The organism is bacterium (assembly GCA_021108215.1).
Taxonomy (GTDB): Bacteria; Oederibacteriota; JAAXVQ01; order JAAXVQ01; family JAUVAV01; genus JAIORK01.
Genome location: JAIORK010000029.1, coordinates 42,439 through 59,141, shown reverse-complemented (window position 1 = coordinate 59,141; position 16,703 = coordinate 42,439). Strand labels below are relative to the sequence as shown.

The window sequence follows — 16,703 nt, the reverse complement described above, 5'->3', positions numbered from 1 at the left end:
GACCAAACACGCATTTACCTACACTTATTTGCTAGCGGAATCTGTTATGCGTGTCAAAGCACGATAGGCGATATCCTTACGAAAATGTGCGCCTTCAAATTTTATCTTCTCTGTTGCTTGGTATACTTTTTCCACTGCCTTAGACAGGGTCTGATCGACTGAGATCACACCCAGCACACGGCCGCCGCTGGTAACCCAGTCTCCGTTGCTGCGGCGGGTGCCTGCATGCCACACCATGACATCTGACATTTTTTCCGCTTCTTCAATCCCGCTAATCACCAACCCTTTGGGATAGTCTCCCGGATACCCAGGTGCGGACATCACCACGCAGACTGCTGCGGCATCCGCCCAGGTCACCAAGTCCGGAGTCAGTTTGCCCCGCAAACAGGCCTCTGCTACTTGTATCAGATCAACGGTAAGCAGCGGCAGCACCACTTGTGTTTCGGGATCACCAAAACGGCAGTTAAATTCAATCACCTTGGGCCCCTGCGCCGTAATCATCAATCCGGCATACAAGATCCCTTTATAGGGCGACCCCTCTTTTTCCATACCCACCATCGTCCGTTCTAAAACTTCTTCCTGTATCTGCTGTTTCAATGCATCCGTGACAACCGGCGCCGGCGCATAAGCGCCCATACCGCCGGTATTGGGGCCCTCGTCATTGTCAAAAATACGTTTGTGGTCTTGTGCCGCCACCACCGGCACAACGGTCTTGCCGTCACAAAAAGCCAAAATACTCGCTTCTTCGCCTTCCAAATATTCCTCAATGACGACCCGCTCTCCGGCATCCCCGAAAATTTTCTCTGTCATGGCATCCATAATTGCCCGCACCGCTTCCTCACGTGTCAAGGCGACCGTGACCCCTTTGCCAGCAGCCAATCCATCTGCCTTAATCACCACAGGAATGCCAAAGTCATCCAATGCCTTGACTGCATCCGGCGCATTGGTACAAACAGTATACTTGGCAGTAGGGATATTATATTTGGCCATAAATTCCTTGGCAAAGGTTTTACTGCCCTCCAAACGCGCTGCCGACGCAGAAGGACCAAAAGCAGCCATCCCCTCTGCCTGAAGCCGGTCGGTGAGTCCCAGTGTCAAGGGAACTTCCGGCCCGATCAATACCATATACGGCCTTTCCTTTTTAGCCAGATTGACCAACCCCTCAATATCATCCACAGGGACATCCACACAACGGGCAATTTCGGCAATCCCGGCATTGCCGGGAGCAGCCACAACTTCACGTACGCCTTTGGATTTTTTGGCAGCCCAGACCAGTCCGTATTCACGGCCGCCACCGCCCACTACCAGAATTTTCATTGTGATTCCCCCTGCGATTCCTTCCAGACAATAAATTCTCGAATTTTATATTGCAATTTTTCAGGCAACTCTAAAAACTCGACACCCACCACACGCCGACTCCGCTGAGAAAGCCGCCGGATCACACGTGCTTTAACCTGCTCAATTTTTTCCTTTTCATCCAACATAAAATCCATGAGCAATTCCTGCCCAATCTCCAGATCCTCGGATGAATCAAGCCTGCAGCCCGAAGCGGATAATTCCCGGATCAAGCCTTGAATCTTCCGGATATTCCCGGTGAATGCGAGGTCATTGACTATCAGGTCCGCCATAATCCGGTATTCAATGCGCCGATTGTTATCCATAGCACCATCCTTGATTAATGCTTAAAATGCCTCATACCTGTGAAGACCATTGCCATACCATGCTCATTGGCCGCTTCGATAACTTCCTTGTCATTGACTGAACCGCCGGGTTGGATCACCGCTTTGATCCCTGCACGGGCGGCAGCATCAATCCCGTCGCGAAACGGAAAAAAAGCATCCGAGGCTAAAACACCGCTTTTAGCTTTTTCACCAGCCTGACGTGTGGCAATTTCCGCAGCACCGACCCGATTGGTTTGGCCCGGACCCGCTCCTAAGGTGACCCCGTCTTTTGCCAGTAAAATGGCATTGGACTTCACGTGCTTACAAACCCGCCAGGCAAAAAGAAGATCCCGAAGTTCCGCTTCATTCGGCAAGCGTTGGGTGACAACTTTAAAATCATCCGCTGTCACGCCGCCCAAATCTCTATCCTGCAGCAACAATCCGCCCAGTACTCGCTTGAGATCCATTGTCTGCCAGGATTGATCTGTCTTGGGCTTGGTGATCGGTCCGGTCTGCATCAGACGGATATTTTTTTTGGCCTGGAGAATTTCCAGTGCTTCGCTCTCAAATCGAGGTGCAATCACGCATTCCAGAAAAATATCCTTCATCTTCTCTGCAATGCCTTTGGTACAAGGGCGGTTGAGCCCGACAATACCGCCAAAAGCAGAAAGCGAATCCGCTTCAAAAGCTTTGATGTAAGCCTCTGTAATATCCTCACCAATGGCCATCCCGCAAGGATTGGTATGCTTAATCACGCAGGCTGCCGGTTCTGTGAAGTCTTTCACTATCTCCAAGGCAGCATGAATATCTACAATATTATTAAAGGAAAGTTCCTTGCCATGCAACTGCTTGGCATTGGTAACCGACGCCTCATCACTCTCATTATTGGCCTGCCTGTAAAACGCCGCTGCTTGATGAGGATTTTCTCCATAACGGAGTGCTTGTTGTTTGTGAAAGGTGTACCGGATCGTCTCAGGAAACGCCGGAGTCTCACCTTCGGTCAGTTGATCCTGAAGATAACGGTGAATACCGGCATCATACTCAGCCGTATGGTCAAACGCCTCAATGCAAAGTGCACTGAGGATTTTATCCCCGACCTGCCCATCATTGGCATCCATCTCCTCAAGCAATGCCGCATATCTGGCTGGATTGACCACCACCGCCACACTGCGATAATTTTTCGAAGCGGAACGAATCATGGATGGGCCGCCAATATCAATATTTTCGATTGCCTCTGCCAATGCCACCCCGGGTTTGGCAACCGTCTTGGCAAAGGGATAGAGGTTGACCACCACCATATCAATCGGTTCAATTGCCTGCTCCCTAAGCTGACGCATATGATCCTCATTTTCGCGCAAAGCCAGCAAGCCGCCATGAATTTTGGGATGCAGGGTTTTCACCCGGCCGTTCATCATTTCCGGAAATCCAGTCACCTCAGAGACATCCTTGACTGCCAGACCCGCTTCTTTCAACGCTTTGGATGTCCCGCCGGTAGAAAGCATCTCCACACCATGTTTAGCCAGACCTTTTCCCAAGTCAACAATACCGGTTTTGTCAGACACACTAATAAGTACTCGCTTGATTTTAACCACTTTTACGCCTCCCGCTTAATCATCATTAGGCTTTTTCAATTATTTTGACGCGTTTTTCCTCAATCGCAAGACATCCCTCACAGAACAATGACACAGCTCGCGGGTAAATGCGATGTTCTTCAATCAACACACGTTCGGCAAGTTTTTCCGGTGTGTCGTGGTCCAGTACCGGCACCACATGCTGTAATATAATCGGTCCGGTATCTGTGCCCTCATCCACAAAATGGACCGTACAGCCGGAATATTTGGCCCCTGAGGCAATAACTGCACGATGCACATGACGGCCATACATCCCTGCACCGCCAAAAGCCGGCAGAAGCGAAGGGTGAATATTCATGATTTTCATTGGAAACTGTTCGACAATCACAGACGTGAGTATCCGCATATAGCCGGCCAGACAAATCAGATCAATTTTTTTTTCCTTAAAAACATCAATCAACGCGCGGTCATATGCGCCGCGCTCCGGATATTTTGCAGGATCAAAAAAACGCGTCGCCACATCACAGGTAATTGCCCTTTGCAACGCTTTGGCATCCGGTTTGTCACTCACAACCAGACTGATTTTTGCACTACCCAACTTCCCACTCCGCCATGCATCCAGCAATGCCTGAAGATTAGAGCCGCCACCCGATGCCATCACTGCAATTTGTTTGCCCATTTCCAGACCTTCCCCATGCGGTTTTCGGAATGATCGAATTGGTAAAAACCAAAAAACTGATGTTCATAATCCTAGGATTCATTTCGCTTGTCAAGCCAAAATTCCAGCTAAATTAGGTCTTTTCTGACATTTAGTTTTTCCACTGTCAAGACGCCGAGTACATAGAGTTTTTACTTTTATTATAGGATCATTTCCATTTTCGCTTCACCCTATTGGTTCCCCTCGGCGCTCTCTGCGCCTCTGCGGTAAATTTTTTTTATCAATGGAATCAATTCCACAATCCCGCGCTAAGCTGGGTATTTTTTTCTATGGGGTTTCCTGTATCCCATTTTGGATACTCAAGTAAATTAATTAGGGAATGGTTTGCTCAATATTTTTGTCATCTAAATAGTCACTATTATTTTTTTGTATTTATACCGTCTATTCCAACTATTTTTTTATATCCACCCGAACAGCAAAACTTGGTACGCAATATGCATTGTGTATAAGCAACAAAACAAATTGAGGGTGCGGGTTGGAAAATGAAGCTCACTCCACCCCCCCGGCATGAGGCTTCACCTCCAAAGCTCTTTGGAGGCGGCCCGCACTCTCAATCGATGCTACAAGGAGGCTCTGATATGGACTGGAAACCCATCAGAAAACTTAAAATTATTGGTTTGGTAATCATTCTTGCCGGTTCGTTTTTCGTTGGCTGCAGCGAGCAACGCTGGCACCCGACGGATCCCAGATTGGATACACCGGATCCGGCTGATGTCCAGGTGGTGGAACGCTGGGAAATCGGGGTTGGCGTTGAAGTACAGTAATCCACATCAGGTCTCTGCTGCCCCAACCGAAAAAATTTTGAAAGGTGGGACGCTCCATTGCCCTGACTTAAAGAAAAACTGAAACCCATGACAACTCCGCAGCAGTTCGCAGAGCGTCATATTAATCGTTCCGGAGACTTTCTCCGATATGAGCCGACTCCTCCGACTTCCTTTCCGTCCTCCGGAAACTTTCGCCTTCTCGCTGTGCCGTCTTTGCCGAGGCACAGTGAAAGGGCGAAAAATAGTTAAGAAAATTAGAACACTGCCGTTACTAGGCAGGTTATCGCTGAATAGATCGCGAAACACCTCACGTTTACGTTTGGAGGCTTTGTTATATGATCAACCTATTTCCCCAATCCAATCAACCATGCCTCCGACAGGTCAAAGCCTCCAAACGTATTTTGGTTGTTGATGATGAAGAAGATATTGTCAAAATGATTGCCTACCAACTTCGCGCGGAAGGGTATCAGGTCAAAGGTGCTGCAGATGGACTGGAAGCGTTGGAAAAAGTTGCTGAATTCACACCGGATCTAATCGTCCTGGACATCATGATGCCCAAAGTAGACGGCTGGGTTGTCTGTCACAGCGTCAAAGGGCATGTCAACACAAAAAATACGCGAGTGATCATTTTATCCGCAAAAACACAGTTCACCGCCAAAATTAAGGGACTCTATATTCTTCAGGCGGATTTATACATGACCAAACCCTTCGAACTGGAGGACCTCTCTCAAAATATTTCCAATCTTTTATCCATCGAAGCCGAGGCAACCCTTATACACGCCGCAGAAAAAATCGCATCTTAACTGAACACCCGACTGCTTTATTCAAAAATTCATTGCCATAAAAAGCCCCTTAAAAACGAATAACATTGAACATTCCCAGTAACCCAACAATTGTAAAAATCATACCGGTCATCATGAGATAAATTTCAACACCCTTTTGCAGCCGGTTGTCGGTCTCTTTTTTCTTGATCCACCTATACATCCGGATGTAGCCTTTGGCTATCATCTCCCGTCCCAAACTAAATAAAGCCCCCATGACAACCAGTCCAAATGCAACCGGACTTGGATCGTGATTCATAACCCCTCCTAAAACAGTAAATTAATTCCCCCCTGTCGAGAGGACTGCTATGTCTTTCTTTTTCAGACGAAGCAATCACTTGGTCAGGCAAAACGATCCGCCAAGCAGCACTCACCACAGTTCATCCGGGGTTTTTGCTTTCGGACGAAAAAAAGACATAGCAGCCTTCCGGCAGTTTTGTGGTTTTTCATTTCAGCGCACCTGCCAAACACACTCTAGACTGTCAGTCTATAACTATTCCACTTCTCCGGGAAAATGCTCGCTCGCAAATTCCCTAACTTGCTCCAGTGTACACAACCGTTCACACCGTGGCAAGGCCTGCAGAAATATTTTACCCCAGGCCCGGGTTTGAACACGCGGGTCCATAATTGCCACCACACCCCGGTCATGATGATGCCGAATCAGACGCCCGAATCCCTGGCGCAACATTAATACCGCCCTGGGTACAGAATAAGTCATAAATGGATTTTCACCCTGTTCGTTTAAATACTCGGCTCTGGCCTGATGTACCGGATGGGTGGGCACATCAAACGGCAAGCGTGTAATCACAACGCAACGCAGCGCCTCGCCCGGAACATCCACCCCCTGCCAAAATGTTTCCACCCCAAGCATCACCGCATTTTTATCCTTTATAAATAGTTGCAGCAATTGCCGGGGGGGCTTCTCACCTTGGGTTAAAATCGTGTACTGCCCTGTCAAAAACTGTAAGGCCGTCTTCAAATTGCGCATCATCCGATAACTGGTGCAAAGAACAAACAAACCGCCGCCAAAACAATCAATCAGTTCAACAACTTCATTTTGTACCCTATCTTCATACTTTTCACTCAATTTAGGGTCCGGCATGTTTTTCGGCAAATAAACCGCCGCCTGATCTTCATAAGAAAAAGGCGAGTCTGTAACAATTTCCCGCGCTTCGGGGATGCCCAGCCGCGATTGAAAATAAGAAAAATCCCGATTTACCGCCAACGTGGCGGAAGTGAGTACAACACTTGCCATGGGTTCAAAAAGCAGTGCGTGAAGTTTCTCACTTAAGTCAAGCGGCGTTATATTAATCCGGCAGTACTCACCTTTGAAATTTTTCTGGCGTTGAATCCAGTAAACCGAATCAGCGTAATCCCGTTCAAACCATTCTTCTAAAACACGAACTGTGTTGCGCAAAGATGATTCGTAGAATCCCAACAGCTTATTTTCCTCATCGCTCTCCGCAGATTTCCCAACCTCACCAAACACTTCCGCCAATTCCAGCATAGCGGCCGTCTCCGGCCCATCCAGGTCATCCGGTTTTTCCTGAATACGAAGCGTATCGGAATACCCGGACAAAAGCGCCCCAACCTTTTTCCACCAAGCTGTTTGTTGGCCAATAATCTGTGCGGTAAGTTGACGAATTTTTTCCTGGTGATCTTTTGATAAAAATTTAAGCGCTTCCAAAAACGAACCTTTTCCCCTGCGTCCGACTTCCGAAAGCAGGTGTACCACTTCCTGTTCACCTACGGTATCCCCTAAAAAGGCACTCGCCACATCCTCAACTTTATGGGCTTCATCCATCACCACCGCATGAAAATCCGGCAGCAATTTTCCTGCTGCCGCAATATTTGAAAAAAAGAGGTAGTGATTGGCCACCAGCACATCTGCTTCCCGCTGCCGTTGCCGGGCCTGCTGAAGAAAGCATTCAGAAAAATACTGACAATGACGCCCCAAACAGAAATCATTGATAATACAGGTGCTCTGCCAGAATGCATCCGAGACCGGGATGGGACAATCCTGACGCAATCCGCTGACAGGATTGCCGCACCAATCCTTCACCGCGTACAGATCTTCAGCATTTCTGTCATCAAAACCGGGCAAGTGTTCCTGTGTTCCTGCCCGCAACATTCTAAGCAGGCAGATATAATTTTCCGCACCCAAACAAATTTCAAATTTAAACGGCCGGATAAAAAGATTGCTTTCCAAAAGATGAGGAAGTTCTTTTTGCATGAGTTGCGTTTGCAAAGCCTTGGTATGGGTCGAAACCATCAGACGGGTTTTCTTTTTCAGAGCCCAGTCAATTCCTGGAATTAAATAAGCCAGACTCTTACCCACCCCGGTGCCCGCCTCAGCCAAGCAGTGCTCCTCCTGGATCAAGGCCAACTGAATCTGGGATGCCAGAACTGATTGTTCTTCCCGGAGATGGTAGGCGGGCATGGACTGAGCCAAGGGGCCTTTGACGGCAAACACAGATTTCAAATCAATAAGATCGTGCAACAAACCTGCTTTAGCTGGTTCGGACATTATACTTATTTTCTCATACTTTCCGGAAAGGGCGGCAGGCCTTTGGGACCGATGCGGATGAATTTAATAACACGCATCAGCATGCGAATGATATAAAATATTCCGAAAACGCCGAAAACCAGACCAAAAAATTTCAAAACCAGCAGCTGCTGAAGAATACCCACAAACCATTTTGTTAGATTTATATGTCCGCTTTCCGGCCAAAAGATGAGCCCGGCCAGACCGTATAAAAAAATAGTCCCTGCCAGCCAATGCAGTCGATTCACTATAGCGGCCATTTTGCTGTCCAACTTTCGCTCAGCGACCCAGATGGCGCCCATGCGGTCCGCCAATATATACAGCAGCAAAACAACCGCACAGACGATGACGTACAGCGTACCTTCAACCGGAATGGCCTGACGACTCTGTACCAACACACTCATGGTCAGCGAGGTCAAAAAATATCCCCACACCATTAGAACAATCGCGGTAATACTTGTTCGAGGACCACCGGTCATTGACATCAGGGTGTGCATCATCCCAAAGATAAATGCCCACATCATATTAAATATCAACATGACTAATCCAAACAGCATTAAAGAATTTCCTATTCCGGCAATATCCGTCATTACAATAACTCCTTAAGAAAATTTCCACTCATCTTCGCATCCCCGCATGTTTTTCGCCACTGATTTTTCTGCGTTATTGTTCCCTAACGCTGTTATTCCCGATGAGTATATAATTCCTTACTATGGTTTCCCACATTTTCCTTTTCCATTTTGAAACACTCATGGTACTCTAACATCGTTATTTCACACCGAGCCGGAGATATCAAAATGCCTGATTTTGCAGTGACTGAAAAAAAACGAAAAGACCTGGAAATGCGGATGGCTGAAGTGGGTCTCAAAGAAGAGGATATTGAGGAACGCTTTACACGTTCAGGCGGTCCGGGCGGTCAGCATGCCAATAAAAATTCAACCTGCGTCGTGCTGCGTCATACCCCCAGCGGCCTGGAAACCCGTTGTCTCAAAGAGCGCTCCCAGAGCATGAATCGATTCCTGGCAAGACGCCAACTCGCGGACAAGCTGGAAAAAATGATCAAAGGCGAAAAAAGCCGGTTGGAACAGGCACGGGAAAAAATCCGGCGTCAAAAACGCCGCCGCTCACGCCGGGCTAAGGCAAAGATGATGGATGATAAACACCATCAGGCTGAGAAGAAGAAACAGCGGACGTTTCGTCCCGGGCAGGATTGATCACATCCCAAATTCTTTCATCTTCAAAACCCGCCCGCCAGATAAAAAGTCCACCCAAACCGGCATCCTGAACCACCTGCTGCGTGGCCTTTAAACTATGGTGGTCGCCATACCAAACATGATGGACCCCATCCGCAGCTTTATAAGAATAATGTGCAAAGGGCCCCACCTCAAATCCTCCCATGTGCTGGGTCCGGTGAGAAATTAACCGGCTGTGCTTTTTCGCCTGTTTGAGAAATGTCTTGGCACCGGCGTATTTTCCGCGATATTTTCTGTTTTTCCTTCTGACCCAATCATTGCCATAGGTTGGATGCCCGATCCAAAATTTTTCCGGATTTGGACAAATTTTAATAAACTTGATTACCTTCTTGGTCACACCCAGCGGGATAATCGGACCTGGGGGGCCGCTGCGGATATACCAGTCATAGCACATCACATTGAACCGCCCGACATAATGCGGTAACTGCTTCCAATCATACGCCTGGGAATTGGGCCAACCCGGAGAAGAGAACTTCAGCGGCACGGTTACATCCAGTCCCTTGCCGGCTGTTTGCAGCACCTGATTTAATTCGCGAACAAACCGGGTAAAATTCCTGCGGCTGTGCGCCGGTAAATTTTCATAATCCAGATCAACACCATCATATCCCAGGCGTACCACCTCAGCTTTGATGTTTTTGATATGCCGGCTCCGGCGCGATGGGGTAGATAACATCCGTGTAATAATTTTCGGATTGGAAAATCCGCCTCCGTAATTCCCCAGGCCCATATAAACCGGCAATCCGCGTGCCTGACACCACGCAATTATTTCATGGGCCCGTGCCTCGCCTTTTCCAACCCTATACCCCAGTCCGACTCCGGCTTTGTCAATGCAATGATCGGATACCAGTACGCGGGAAATTTTATCCTCTCTGCCTTCCAAAGATTGTATCGCGGTTTCCAAAGCCCCCAGACGTACCCAGACTGCAAGACGCGGATCGTAGTCAGCAACAGTGGGTAACGGTAAATTGATAATTAAAAGAATAAAAAGAAAACATTTCAGAGATCGCTTGGGGATTTTTTTCATTTCAGGCAGGATCATAGTACTTTTTCAAACTGGCGTCGAACCGGTTTACGCATAAAAAACCAAATAAGAAACAGAGCAAAAACAGGGATATCCCAGAACCCGCCGCCCAGCAGCAAAACAGCCATCCAACCGAGCAGTGCCACAACCACTTCCAGCCAACAGACAGTCAACAGGATATAACGGGCTGCACGAACACAGTTTAAAAGTCCTATCCCAATCCCCACTGCGCCAATCCCCGCCAAACCGGCGAGAATCCCCGTCCAGTTAAGAATATTCCGGCTTCCGGGAATTGCATCGAGACTGGCGGGCACCGTACTGGTCATCAGTGACCGGATCGGTATGGATTTTCCAAAGAGTGCAAGCCCCCCTAAAAAAAGCGCAAGTCCAAAAAATATAACACCCAGTGCAAAAATCGACCAGGAAATTGCTTTCACACCCCAAGAGGGTGCATCAATCTCATCTTTTGCCTGTGCTTGTTCCTCAATCTGATCGCGGGCCTTTTCAACACATTCGCGATGAAAAACCTGGTAATGCAAGGCAATCGGCTTGCAGGATTTGCACAAGGGTGCGCCGCAGTGGCCGCAATGCCATTTGGCAGGTTCCTGGTGAACCGGGCAGATTGATTTTTCTGGATCAGCGGATGGTTCTTTGGGCGTAGTCATGATGACAATCCTTGCACGAAAATAAATGGTAATAAAGTCACACTATAGTACCTTAAATGCCTGAAAAAATCTGCTTCATTTTGTGAGTTGGAATTCATATGCTTGCAGCGGTCGTATCATACATGAAGAACGAAGTGGATCATCCCAGTTTGACAGATACCCAAACTTGCCTTTTTTAAAATCAGACATGTCCTCTGGAGCATTTTTATTACCGCATCACCGAACTACGTCCCGTAAAAATACCGGATATAAAAATGCCCGGCTGGTAATGGGGATACCAGCCGGGCGATGCTTCAGCGTTGGAGGGGTGTCTTTGGCTGAAGCACGAATGGCTTTACAATTAGACACCTGCGCCTAAAAAAAGTTTCTTTTTTTATATTTTTTTAGTTTTTTTTATTCAATGAAAATAGGAGTATTCTTGGGTCCGGGGGTATATTCCCGATTAATCAAGGTTGTCGCGTCACCAAAACAGGAATACTCGCTATCCATCTGTCTTACATTACTGGAATACTTATATAGGATTGTATATGCCAATTAATAAAAAAGATTCTCTTAAGGCATACAAAGAGAATCTTTTTTTATTAGCGCGTTATCTGAAAATCAATTATTTAAAACAGACTTTTTTCTTCCCCGATTGAATCTCGCCGATAATAAATGCCGGCTCTTTTTTTCGCTTAAGGAATGTCATGACTTTTTTCGCCTCGATTTTAGAAACCACCAGCACCATCCCAATCCCCATATTCAAAGTACGGTACATGGTCGTATCATCCAATTTCCCTTCCAGTACCAGCAGTTTGAAAATAGCCGGAATGGGCCAGGTTCCCTGCCGAATAACTGCCTGACAATTTGCAGGAAGAATCCGCGGTAAATTCTCAATCAAACCGCCGCCGGTAATATGGGCCATGCCTTTGAGCGTCACTCTTTTCAAGAGCGGCGCGACAACGGGATAATAAGACCGATGGACAGCCAAAAGCGCGTCCCCCACCGTACTGCCCAATTCCGGTAAATATTTTCTGGGAGAAAGTTTCATTTTTTCAAAAAGTATTTTTCGTGCCAGTGAATAGCCGTTGGTATGCAATCCGGTTGACGGCAATCCGATAAGAACATCCCCCGAAGTAATTTTCTGCCCATCAATAACCTTCTTCTTCTCCACCACACCCACGATGGTTCCGGCCAGATCAAAATCACGGCCATGGTACAGACCGGGCATTTCTGCTGTTTCACCGCCTAAAAGTGCGCATTGATTTTCCCGGCAGGCCTGCGCCAGCCCTTTCACAACTTGTTCCGCCACTTTGGGGTCCAGCTTGCCGGTGGCAAAGTAGTCCATAAAAAACAATGGTTTGGCTCCCTGCACCAAAATATCATCCATGCAGTGATTGACCAGATCCTGCCCCACGGTATCATACCGTTTCATGGCAACCGCAACCATAAGCTTGGTGCCCACACCGTCTGTGGAACCCACCAAAACCGGCCGGCGGTATCCTGTCGGCATTTGAAAAAGACCGCCAAACATCCCGATATCCGTCACCATCCCCGGAGTTCGTGCGGACCGAACATGCGCACGCATGCGCCGGACCGCCTCTGTGCCGGCATCAATATTCACACCGGCCTCAGCATATGCATCTTTGGATAATTTTTTTTTCACGTTCCTGCCTCCGTTATGGAGCCCCACGGGCAAGCCCGTGGTACCCCTTTTGACCTTGCATCGCACTCCCATTTGGCAGGCGACCACCGAAAGTCCTAAAACTATATATGTTTCCGATCAGGGCGACATCCCGCGAAGCATTTGACGCATTCATCCCCGGGCAAAAGCCCGAGGTGTTCTGCGGAGCGGGATAAAATAATAAACAGTAGTAGGGAACGGTCGCGACCGTTCCCTACTAAAAATCAACCAACCCGGTTGCTCCGGGTTTCAGACAGTTGCTTTTCACTAATGTCCCGTCCGCTGAGTTCATCACGATTGCCAAAATCCACAGGATAGTTGCCATCAAAACAAGCCTGGCAAAAACAGTCTTTGCCCTCGGTCATGGCAGCCAGCATGCCTTCCTGAGAAAGATAGGCCACCGAATCCACCCGCAAATGCCGGGTAATCTCATCGACTGAATGGGTCGCTGCAATCAGTTCTTTGCGGGTTGGAAAATCCATACCATAAAAACAAGGATATTTCACCGCCGGGGAGCTGAGTTTCATGTGAATCTCTTTGGCGCCTGCCTGACGAATCATTTTAACAATCTTCCGGGCGGTTGTTCCGCGAACCAAAGAATCATCAATCACCACGACCCGCTTCCCGCGAACAGCTTCTTTGACAACATTAAATTTAAGTTTCACCCCGAAATCGCGAATGGATTGCGAGGGTTCAATAAAAGTCCTTCCGATATAGTGGTTTCTGATCAATGCCATTTCAAAAGGAATCCCGGCTTCCTGGGAAAAACCAATCGCAGTACAGACACCCGAGTCCGGTACGGGAATGACCAAATCAGCCGGATGCTGGTTCTCTTTTGCCAGCATCTGTCCCAATCGGCGGCGCGCTTCCCAACAGGAATTTCCAAAAATAATTGAATCCGGACGGGAGAAATAAATATACTCGAAAATACACAGCGCCTGTTGCCGCTTGTCCGCGAAACGATAGGATTCCAACCCATATTTGCTCATTTTAACAATCTCGCCGGGTTCCACATCCCGGATATAGTCAGCGCCAATGAGGTCAAACGAGCATGTCTCAGACGCCACAACATAATTCCCGCCCAGTTTTCCGATGGCCAGGGGTCTAAATCCGTATGGGTCGCGGATGGCATAAAGCGCCTCATCATTGAGCAACAAAAATGAGTACGCACCCTTCAACTGCTCCAAACTGGTCGAAAGCGCCTTGATGAAATCCTTTTCCTGATTGCGAGACAGCAAATGAATCAACACTTCTGAATCTGCGGTAGTTTGGAAAATTGAGCCGCTGCTGACCAATTCATGCCGAATGGCATCGGCATTGACCAAATTACCATTGTGGGCCAAAGCCAGATTACCGCGGCTGTATTCCACCAAAATGGGTTGCGCATTTTGTTCCACGGAACCTCCGGTGGTCGAATACCGGACATGCCCAATCGAGGTCTTCCCGGGCAGTGTGCCGAGTTTTTCTTCATTAAAAACATCTGCCACCAATCCCGATCCTTTCACCGCAGTAAACCCATTTTCATCTCTGGCAATAATCCCCGCGCCTTCCTGACCGCGGTGCTGCAACCCGTAAAGCATGAGATACACCAGATTGGCTGCTTCCGGCACATTGACAACAGCTGCAATCCCGCAAGCCTCACGCGGTTTATCAATTTGATTAGACATAATGCTTCAAACCGCCTTCCCATGCTTTGCGCAGGGTTACTACTGATTCTGATAAAATACGCTTCCCTTTTTGCCGGATTACCAACCGGTCTCCGGTGACAGTGCCCACATCTGTACAAGGGACTTTCAGGTCTTTGCATATCGCTTTAAAAGCATCCAGCTTTTCCGGTGCAACACTGACAATCACGCGTGATTGCGATTCTGAAAACAGCAGACTATTCAGTGCGAGTGTATCCTGAAGATCCAGTTCAGCGCCCCTATTTTTTTGACCGCAGGTTTTCCCCAGGAAAGTACACTCTGCCAAAGCAACTGCCAGCCCCCCCTCGGAACAATCTTGCGCCGACTTGAGTAGCTGGGAACGGGCAGCGCTCACCAGCGCCTTTTGCAAGCCAACCTCTTTTTTCAAATCCAAAACAGGTACCGGACCGGCTTTAATTCCCTGAAGCTCATAGAGCCAGGAGGAGCCGCCCAGTTCATTGAAAGTTTCACCCAAGAGCACAATACAGTCACATTCTGATTTAAACCAGGGTGTTACCGCCTGATCAATATCCTCGAGTAATCCAACCACACCGACAACCGGCGTAGGATCAACCGCCCCGGCAGGACTTTCGTTATAGAAACTCACATTGCCGCCGGTCACCGGAGTCCCCAAGGCACGACAGGACTCAGCCATCCCGCGTACTGCATGCTTAAATTGCCAGAAAATTTCAGGATCCATGGGATTGCCAAAATTAAGGCAATCGGTCACACCCAGCGGTTCAGCACCGGTAACCGCCACATTGCGCGCTGCCTCGGCAACGGCAATCCGTCCGCCCATATGCGGGTCCAAATAGGTAAACCGGCCATTGCCGTCGGTTGAGACAGAGACGGCTTTGCGTGTATGCTTAATCCGCAGCATTGCAGCCCCCGCACCGGGCAGTAGTGTCGTATTGGTCCTCACCATATGATCGTACTGTTCCCAGATATACCGTTTTGAACAAAGATTGGGTGAGGCCAATAATTTCAACAAGGCCTTATCCGCCGGTTTGTTATACTGCAGGGCCTTTTTAGAAATTGCCTTTACCTTATCCAGATACGCCGGTTTCCGCGTCGGACGAATATACGTGGGATATCCCGGATAGTCTGTGTCTGCCAGGGCGCCGGCCGGTATCTCTACCACCACTTTGCCTTGCTGACGAATCCGCACCATGCCGTCATTGGTGACCTTCCCGATATCCGCCACATGCAGTCCCCATTTTTTCAAGATACGCTTTACATCCTTCTCATGCCCTGGTTTGGCCACCAACAGCATACGCTCCTGAGATTCCGAAAGTAAAATTTCATAGGGCACCATCTTGGTCTCGCGCTGCGGGACTTTGTCCAATTCCACATCCATCCCGGTCTTGCCCCGTGCAGCCATCTCACTGGTTGCACAGGTCAATCCGGCAGCACCCATATCCTGAATGCCCGTCAAGTGCTTCCCCCGGATAAGCTCCAAGGTTGCTTCCAATAATAGTTTTTCCATAAAAGGGTCCGCCACCTGCACTGCGCTCCGCTTTTCCTCAGCCGAATCCGAGAGTTCATCCGAGGCAAATGTCGCGCCATGAATGCCATCGCGTCCTGTTGTGGAACCAATGTAAAAAACATGGTTCCCTACGCCGGATGCCCGTCCCAGAGCAAGTTCCTCATGCTTCATAAATCCGATTGCCATCACATTGACCAAACAGTTATCCAAATAGGTGTCATCAAAAACCACCTCACCGCCGATGGTGGGAACTCCGATACAATTACCATATCCGGCAATACCGGCGACCACACCGTCAAACAAATGGCGGGCTTTGACATGATTGAGTTTCCCAAAACGCAGTGAATTCATGCAGGCAACCGGCCGCGCACCCATGGTAAAAATGTCGCGCAAAATACCGCCCACACCGGTGGCCGCACCCTGGTACGGTTCAATCGCACTCGGATGGTTATGTGATTCCACTTTAAAACAAATTGCACGACCGTCACCAATATCCATGACACCGGCATTCTCGCCCGGTCCCTGAATCACGCGCTTGTTTTTGGTGGGAAATTGTTTCAACACAGGGCGTGAATTTTTATAAGAACAATGTTCAGACCACATAACAGAAAACATGCCCAATTCGGTATAGGTCGGTATCCGGCCAAGAATTTTTACAATAGAGGCATATTCTTGGGGTGTCAAACCGTGCTCTTTGATGAGCGCGGGTGTAATCTCAGGATCACCCGGACAGGCAATCGGCGCTTTGGGCTCCTGCTTGATTTTTAATCCCGTTTTCTTACGAACCGGTTTTGCAGGTACTGTTTTCTTTTTCAAAGTACTCGTTTTCAAGAGTTTCTTTCCTCCGCTC

The 16,703-nt window shown here is 48.4% G+C and carries 15 protein-coding genes; 3 read left to right on the top strand and 12 right to left on the bottom strand.

The annotated features are described in order from the left end of the window. Positions 1-24: 24 nt before the first annotated feature. The 4 genes from purD to purN are packed head-to-tail and all read right to left on the bottom strand — an operon-like array spanning position 25 to position 3,911. Positions 25-1,317: a phosphoribosylamine--glycine ligase gene (purD, locus tag K8S19_06235; protein ID MCD4813275.1), complete on the bottom strand. Its 1,293-nt coding sequence runs from the start codon at positions 1,315-1,317 to the stop codon at positions 25-27. Further along, on the bottom strand, positions 1,314-1,661 hold the full coding sequence (locus tag K8S19_06230; GenBank protein ID MCD4813274.1) for a PilZ domain-containing protein: 348 nt from the start codon (positions 1,659-1,661) through the stop codon (positions 1,314-1,316). The genes purD and K8S19_06230 overlap by 4 nt, the downstream gene beginning before the upstream one ends. 14 nt (positions 1,662-1,675) lie before the next feature. Then, positions 1,676-3,253, bottom strand: coding sequence for a bifunctional phosphoribosylaminoimidazolecarboxamide formyltransferase/IMP cyclohydrolase (purH, locus tag K8S19_06225; protein ID MCD4813273.1), 1,578 nt, complete (start codon positions 3,251-3,253; stop codon positions 1,676-1,678). Between the two features lie 25 nt (positions 3,254-3,278). Then, entirely contained in the window at positions 3,279-3,911 is a 633-nt protein-coding gene (purN, locus tag K8S19_06220; GenBank protein MCD4813272.1) for a phosphoribosylglycinamide formyltransferase, read from the bottom strand. Positions 3,912-4,528: 617 nt separating this feature from the next. On the opposite strand from purN, the gene K8S19_06215 reads away from it, so the two are divergent. Continuing rightward, a complete protein-coding gene (locus tag K8S19_06215; protein ID MCD4813271.1) occupies positions 4,529-4,714 on the top strand; it encodes a hypothetical protein in 186 nt (61 codons plus the stop codon). Between the two features lie 335 nt (positions 4,715-5,049). Further along, positions 5,050-5,517 carry a response regulator gene (locus K8S19_06210; protein ID MCD4813270.1) on the top strand — a complete coding sequence of 156 codons (468 nt, stop codon included), beginning with the start codon at positions 5,050-5,052 and terminating at the stop codon, positions 5,515-5,517. A 49-nt stretch (positions 5,518-5,566) separates the two neighbouring features. Here K8S19_06210 and K8S19_06205 read toward each other — a convergent pair whose 3' ends face one another. The 3 genes from K8S19_06205 to K8S19_06195 form a co-directional block, all read right to left on the bottom strand. Next, positions 5,567-5,794, bottom strand: a complete 228-nt coding sequence (locus tag K8S19_06205; GenBank protein ID MCD4813269.1) for a hypothetical protein — start codon at positions 5,792-5,794, stop codon at positions 5,567-5,569. 234 nt (positions 5,795-6,028) lie between these two features. Further along, positions 6,029-8,062 (bottom strand): ATP-dependent DNA helicase, encoded by a 2,034-nt coding sequence (locus K8S19_06200; protein ID MCD4813268.1) that lies wholly within the window; start codon positions 8,060-8,062, stop codon positions 6,029-6,031. Between the two features lie 5 nt (positions 8,063-8,067). Next, entirely contained in the window at positions 8,068-8,670 is a 603-nt protein-coding gene (locus K8S19_06195; protein MCD4813267.1) for a hypothetical protein, read from the bottom strand. A gap of 207 nt (positions 8,671-8,877) precedes the next feature. On the opposite strand from K8S19_06195, the gene K8S19_06190 reads away from it, so the two are divergent. Next, complete coding sequence (locus K8S19_06190) at positions 8,878-9,294, top strand: peptide chain release factor-like protein (GenBank protein MCD4813266.1); 417 nt, start codon at positions 8,878-8,880, stop codon at positions 9,292-9,294. Here the strand turns inward: K8S19_06190 and K8S19_06185 are convergent. The 5 genes from K8S19_06185 to purL all read right to left on the bottom strand — a co-directional run bounded on the left by K8S19_06185 (position 9,215) and on the right by purL (position 16,591). Further along, positions 9,215-10,357: a hypothetical protein gene (locus K8S19_06185; protein ID MCD4813265.1), complete on the bottom strand. Its 1,143-nt coding sequence runs from the start codon at positions 10,355-10,357 to the stop codon at positions 9,215-9,217. The two genes, K8S19_06190 and K8S19_06185, sit on opposite strands and share 80 nt — an antisense overlap. Before the next feature lie 11 nt (positions 10,358-10,368). Beyond that, positions 10,369-11,019, bottom strand: a complete 651-nt coding sequence (locus K8S19_06180) for a B-box zinc finger protein (GenBank protein ID MCD4813264.1) — start codon at positions 11,017-11,019, stop codon at positions 10,369-10,371. 604 nt (positions 11,020-11,623) lie between these two features. Beyond that, complete coding sequence (gene purM, locus K8S19_06175) at positions 11,624-12,736, bottom strand: phosphoribosylformylglycinamidine cyclo-ligase (protein MCD4813263.1); 1,113 nt, start codon at positions 12,734-12,736, stop codon at positions 11,624-11,626. Positions 12,737-12,906: 170 nt separating this feature from the next. Continuing rightward, positions 12,907-14,349 (bottom strand): amidophosphoribosyltransferase, encoded by a 1,443-nt coding sequence (gene purF / locus K8S19_06170; protein MCD4813262.1) that lies wholly within the window; start codon positions 14,347-14,349, stop codon positions 12,907-12,909. Continuing rightward, complete coding sequence (gene purL, locus K8S19_06165) at positions 14,342-16,591, bottom strand: phosphoribosylformylglycinamidine synthase subunit PurL (protein ID MCD4813261.1); 2,250 nt, start codon at positions 16,589-16,591, stop codon at positions 14,342-14,344. The genes purF and purL overlap by 8 nt, the downstream gene beginning before the upstream one ends. Between the last annotated feature and the right edge of the window lie 112 nt (positions 16,592-16,703).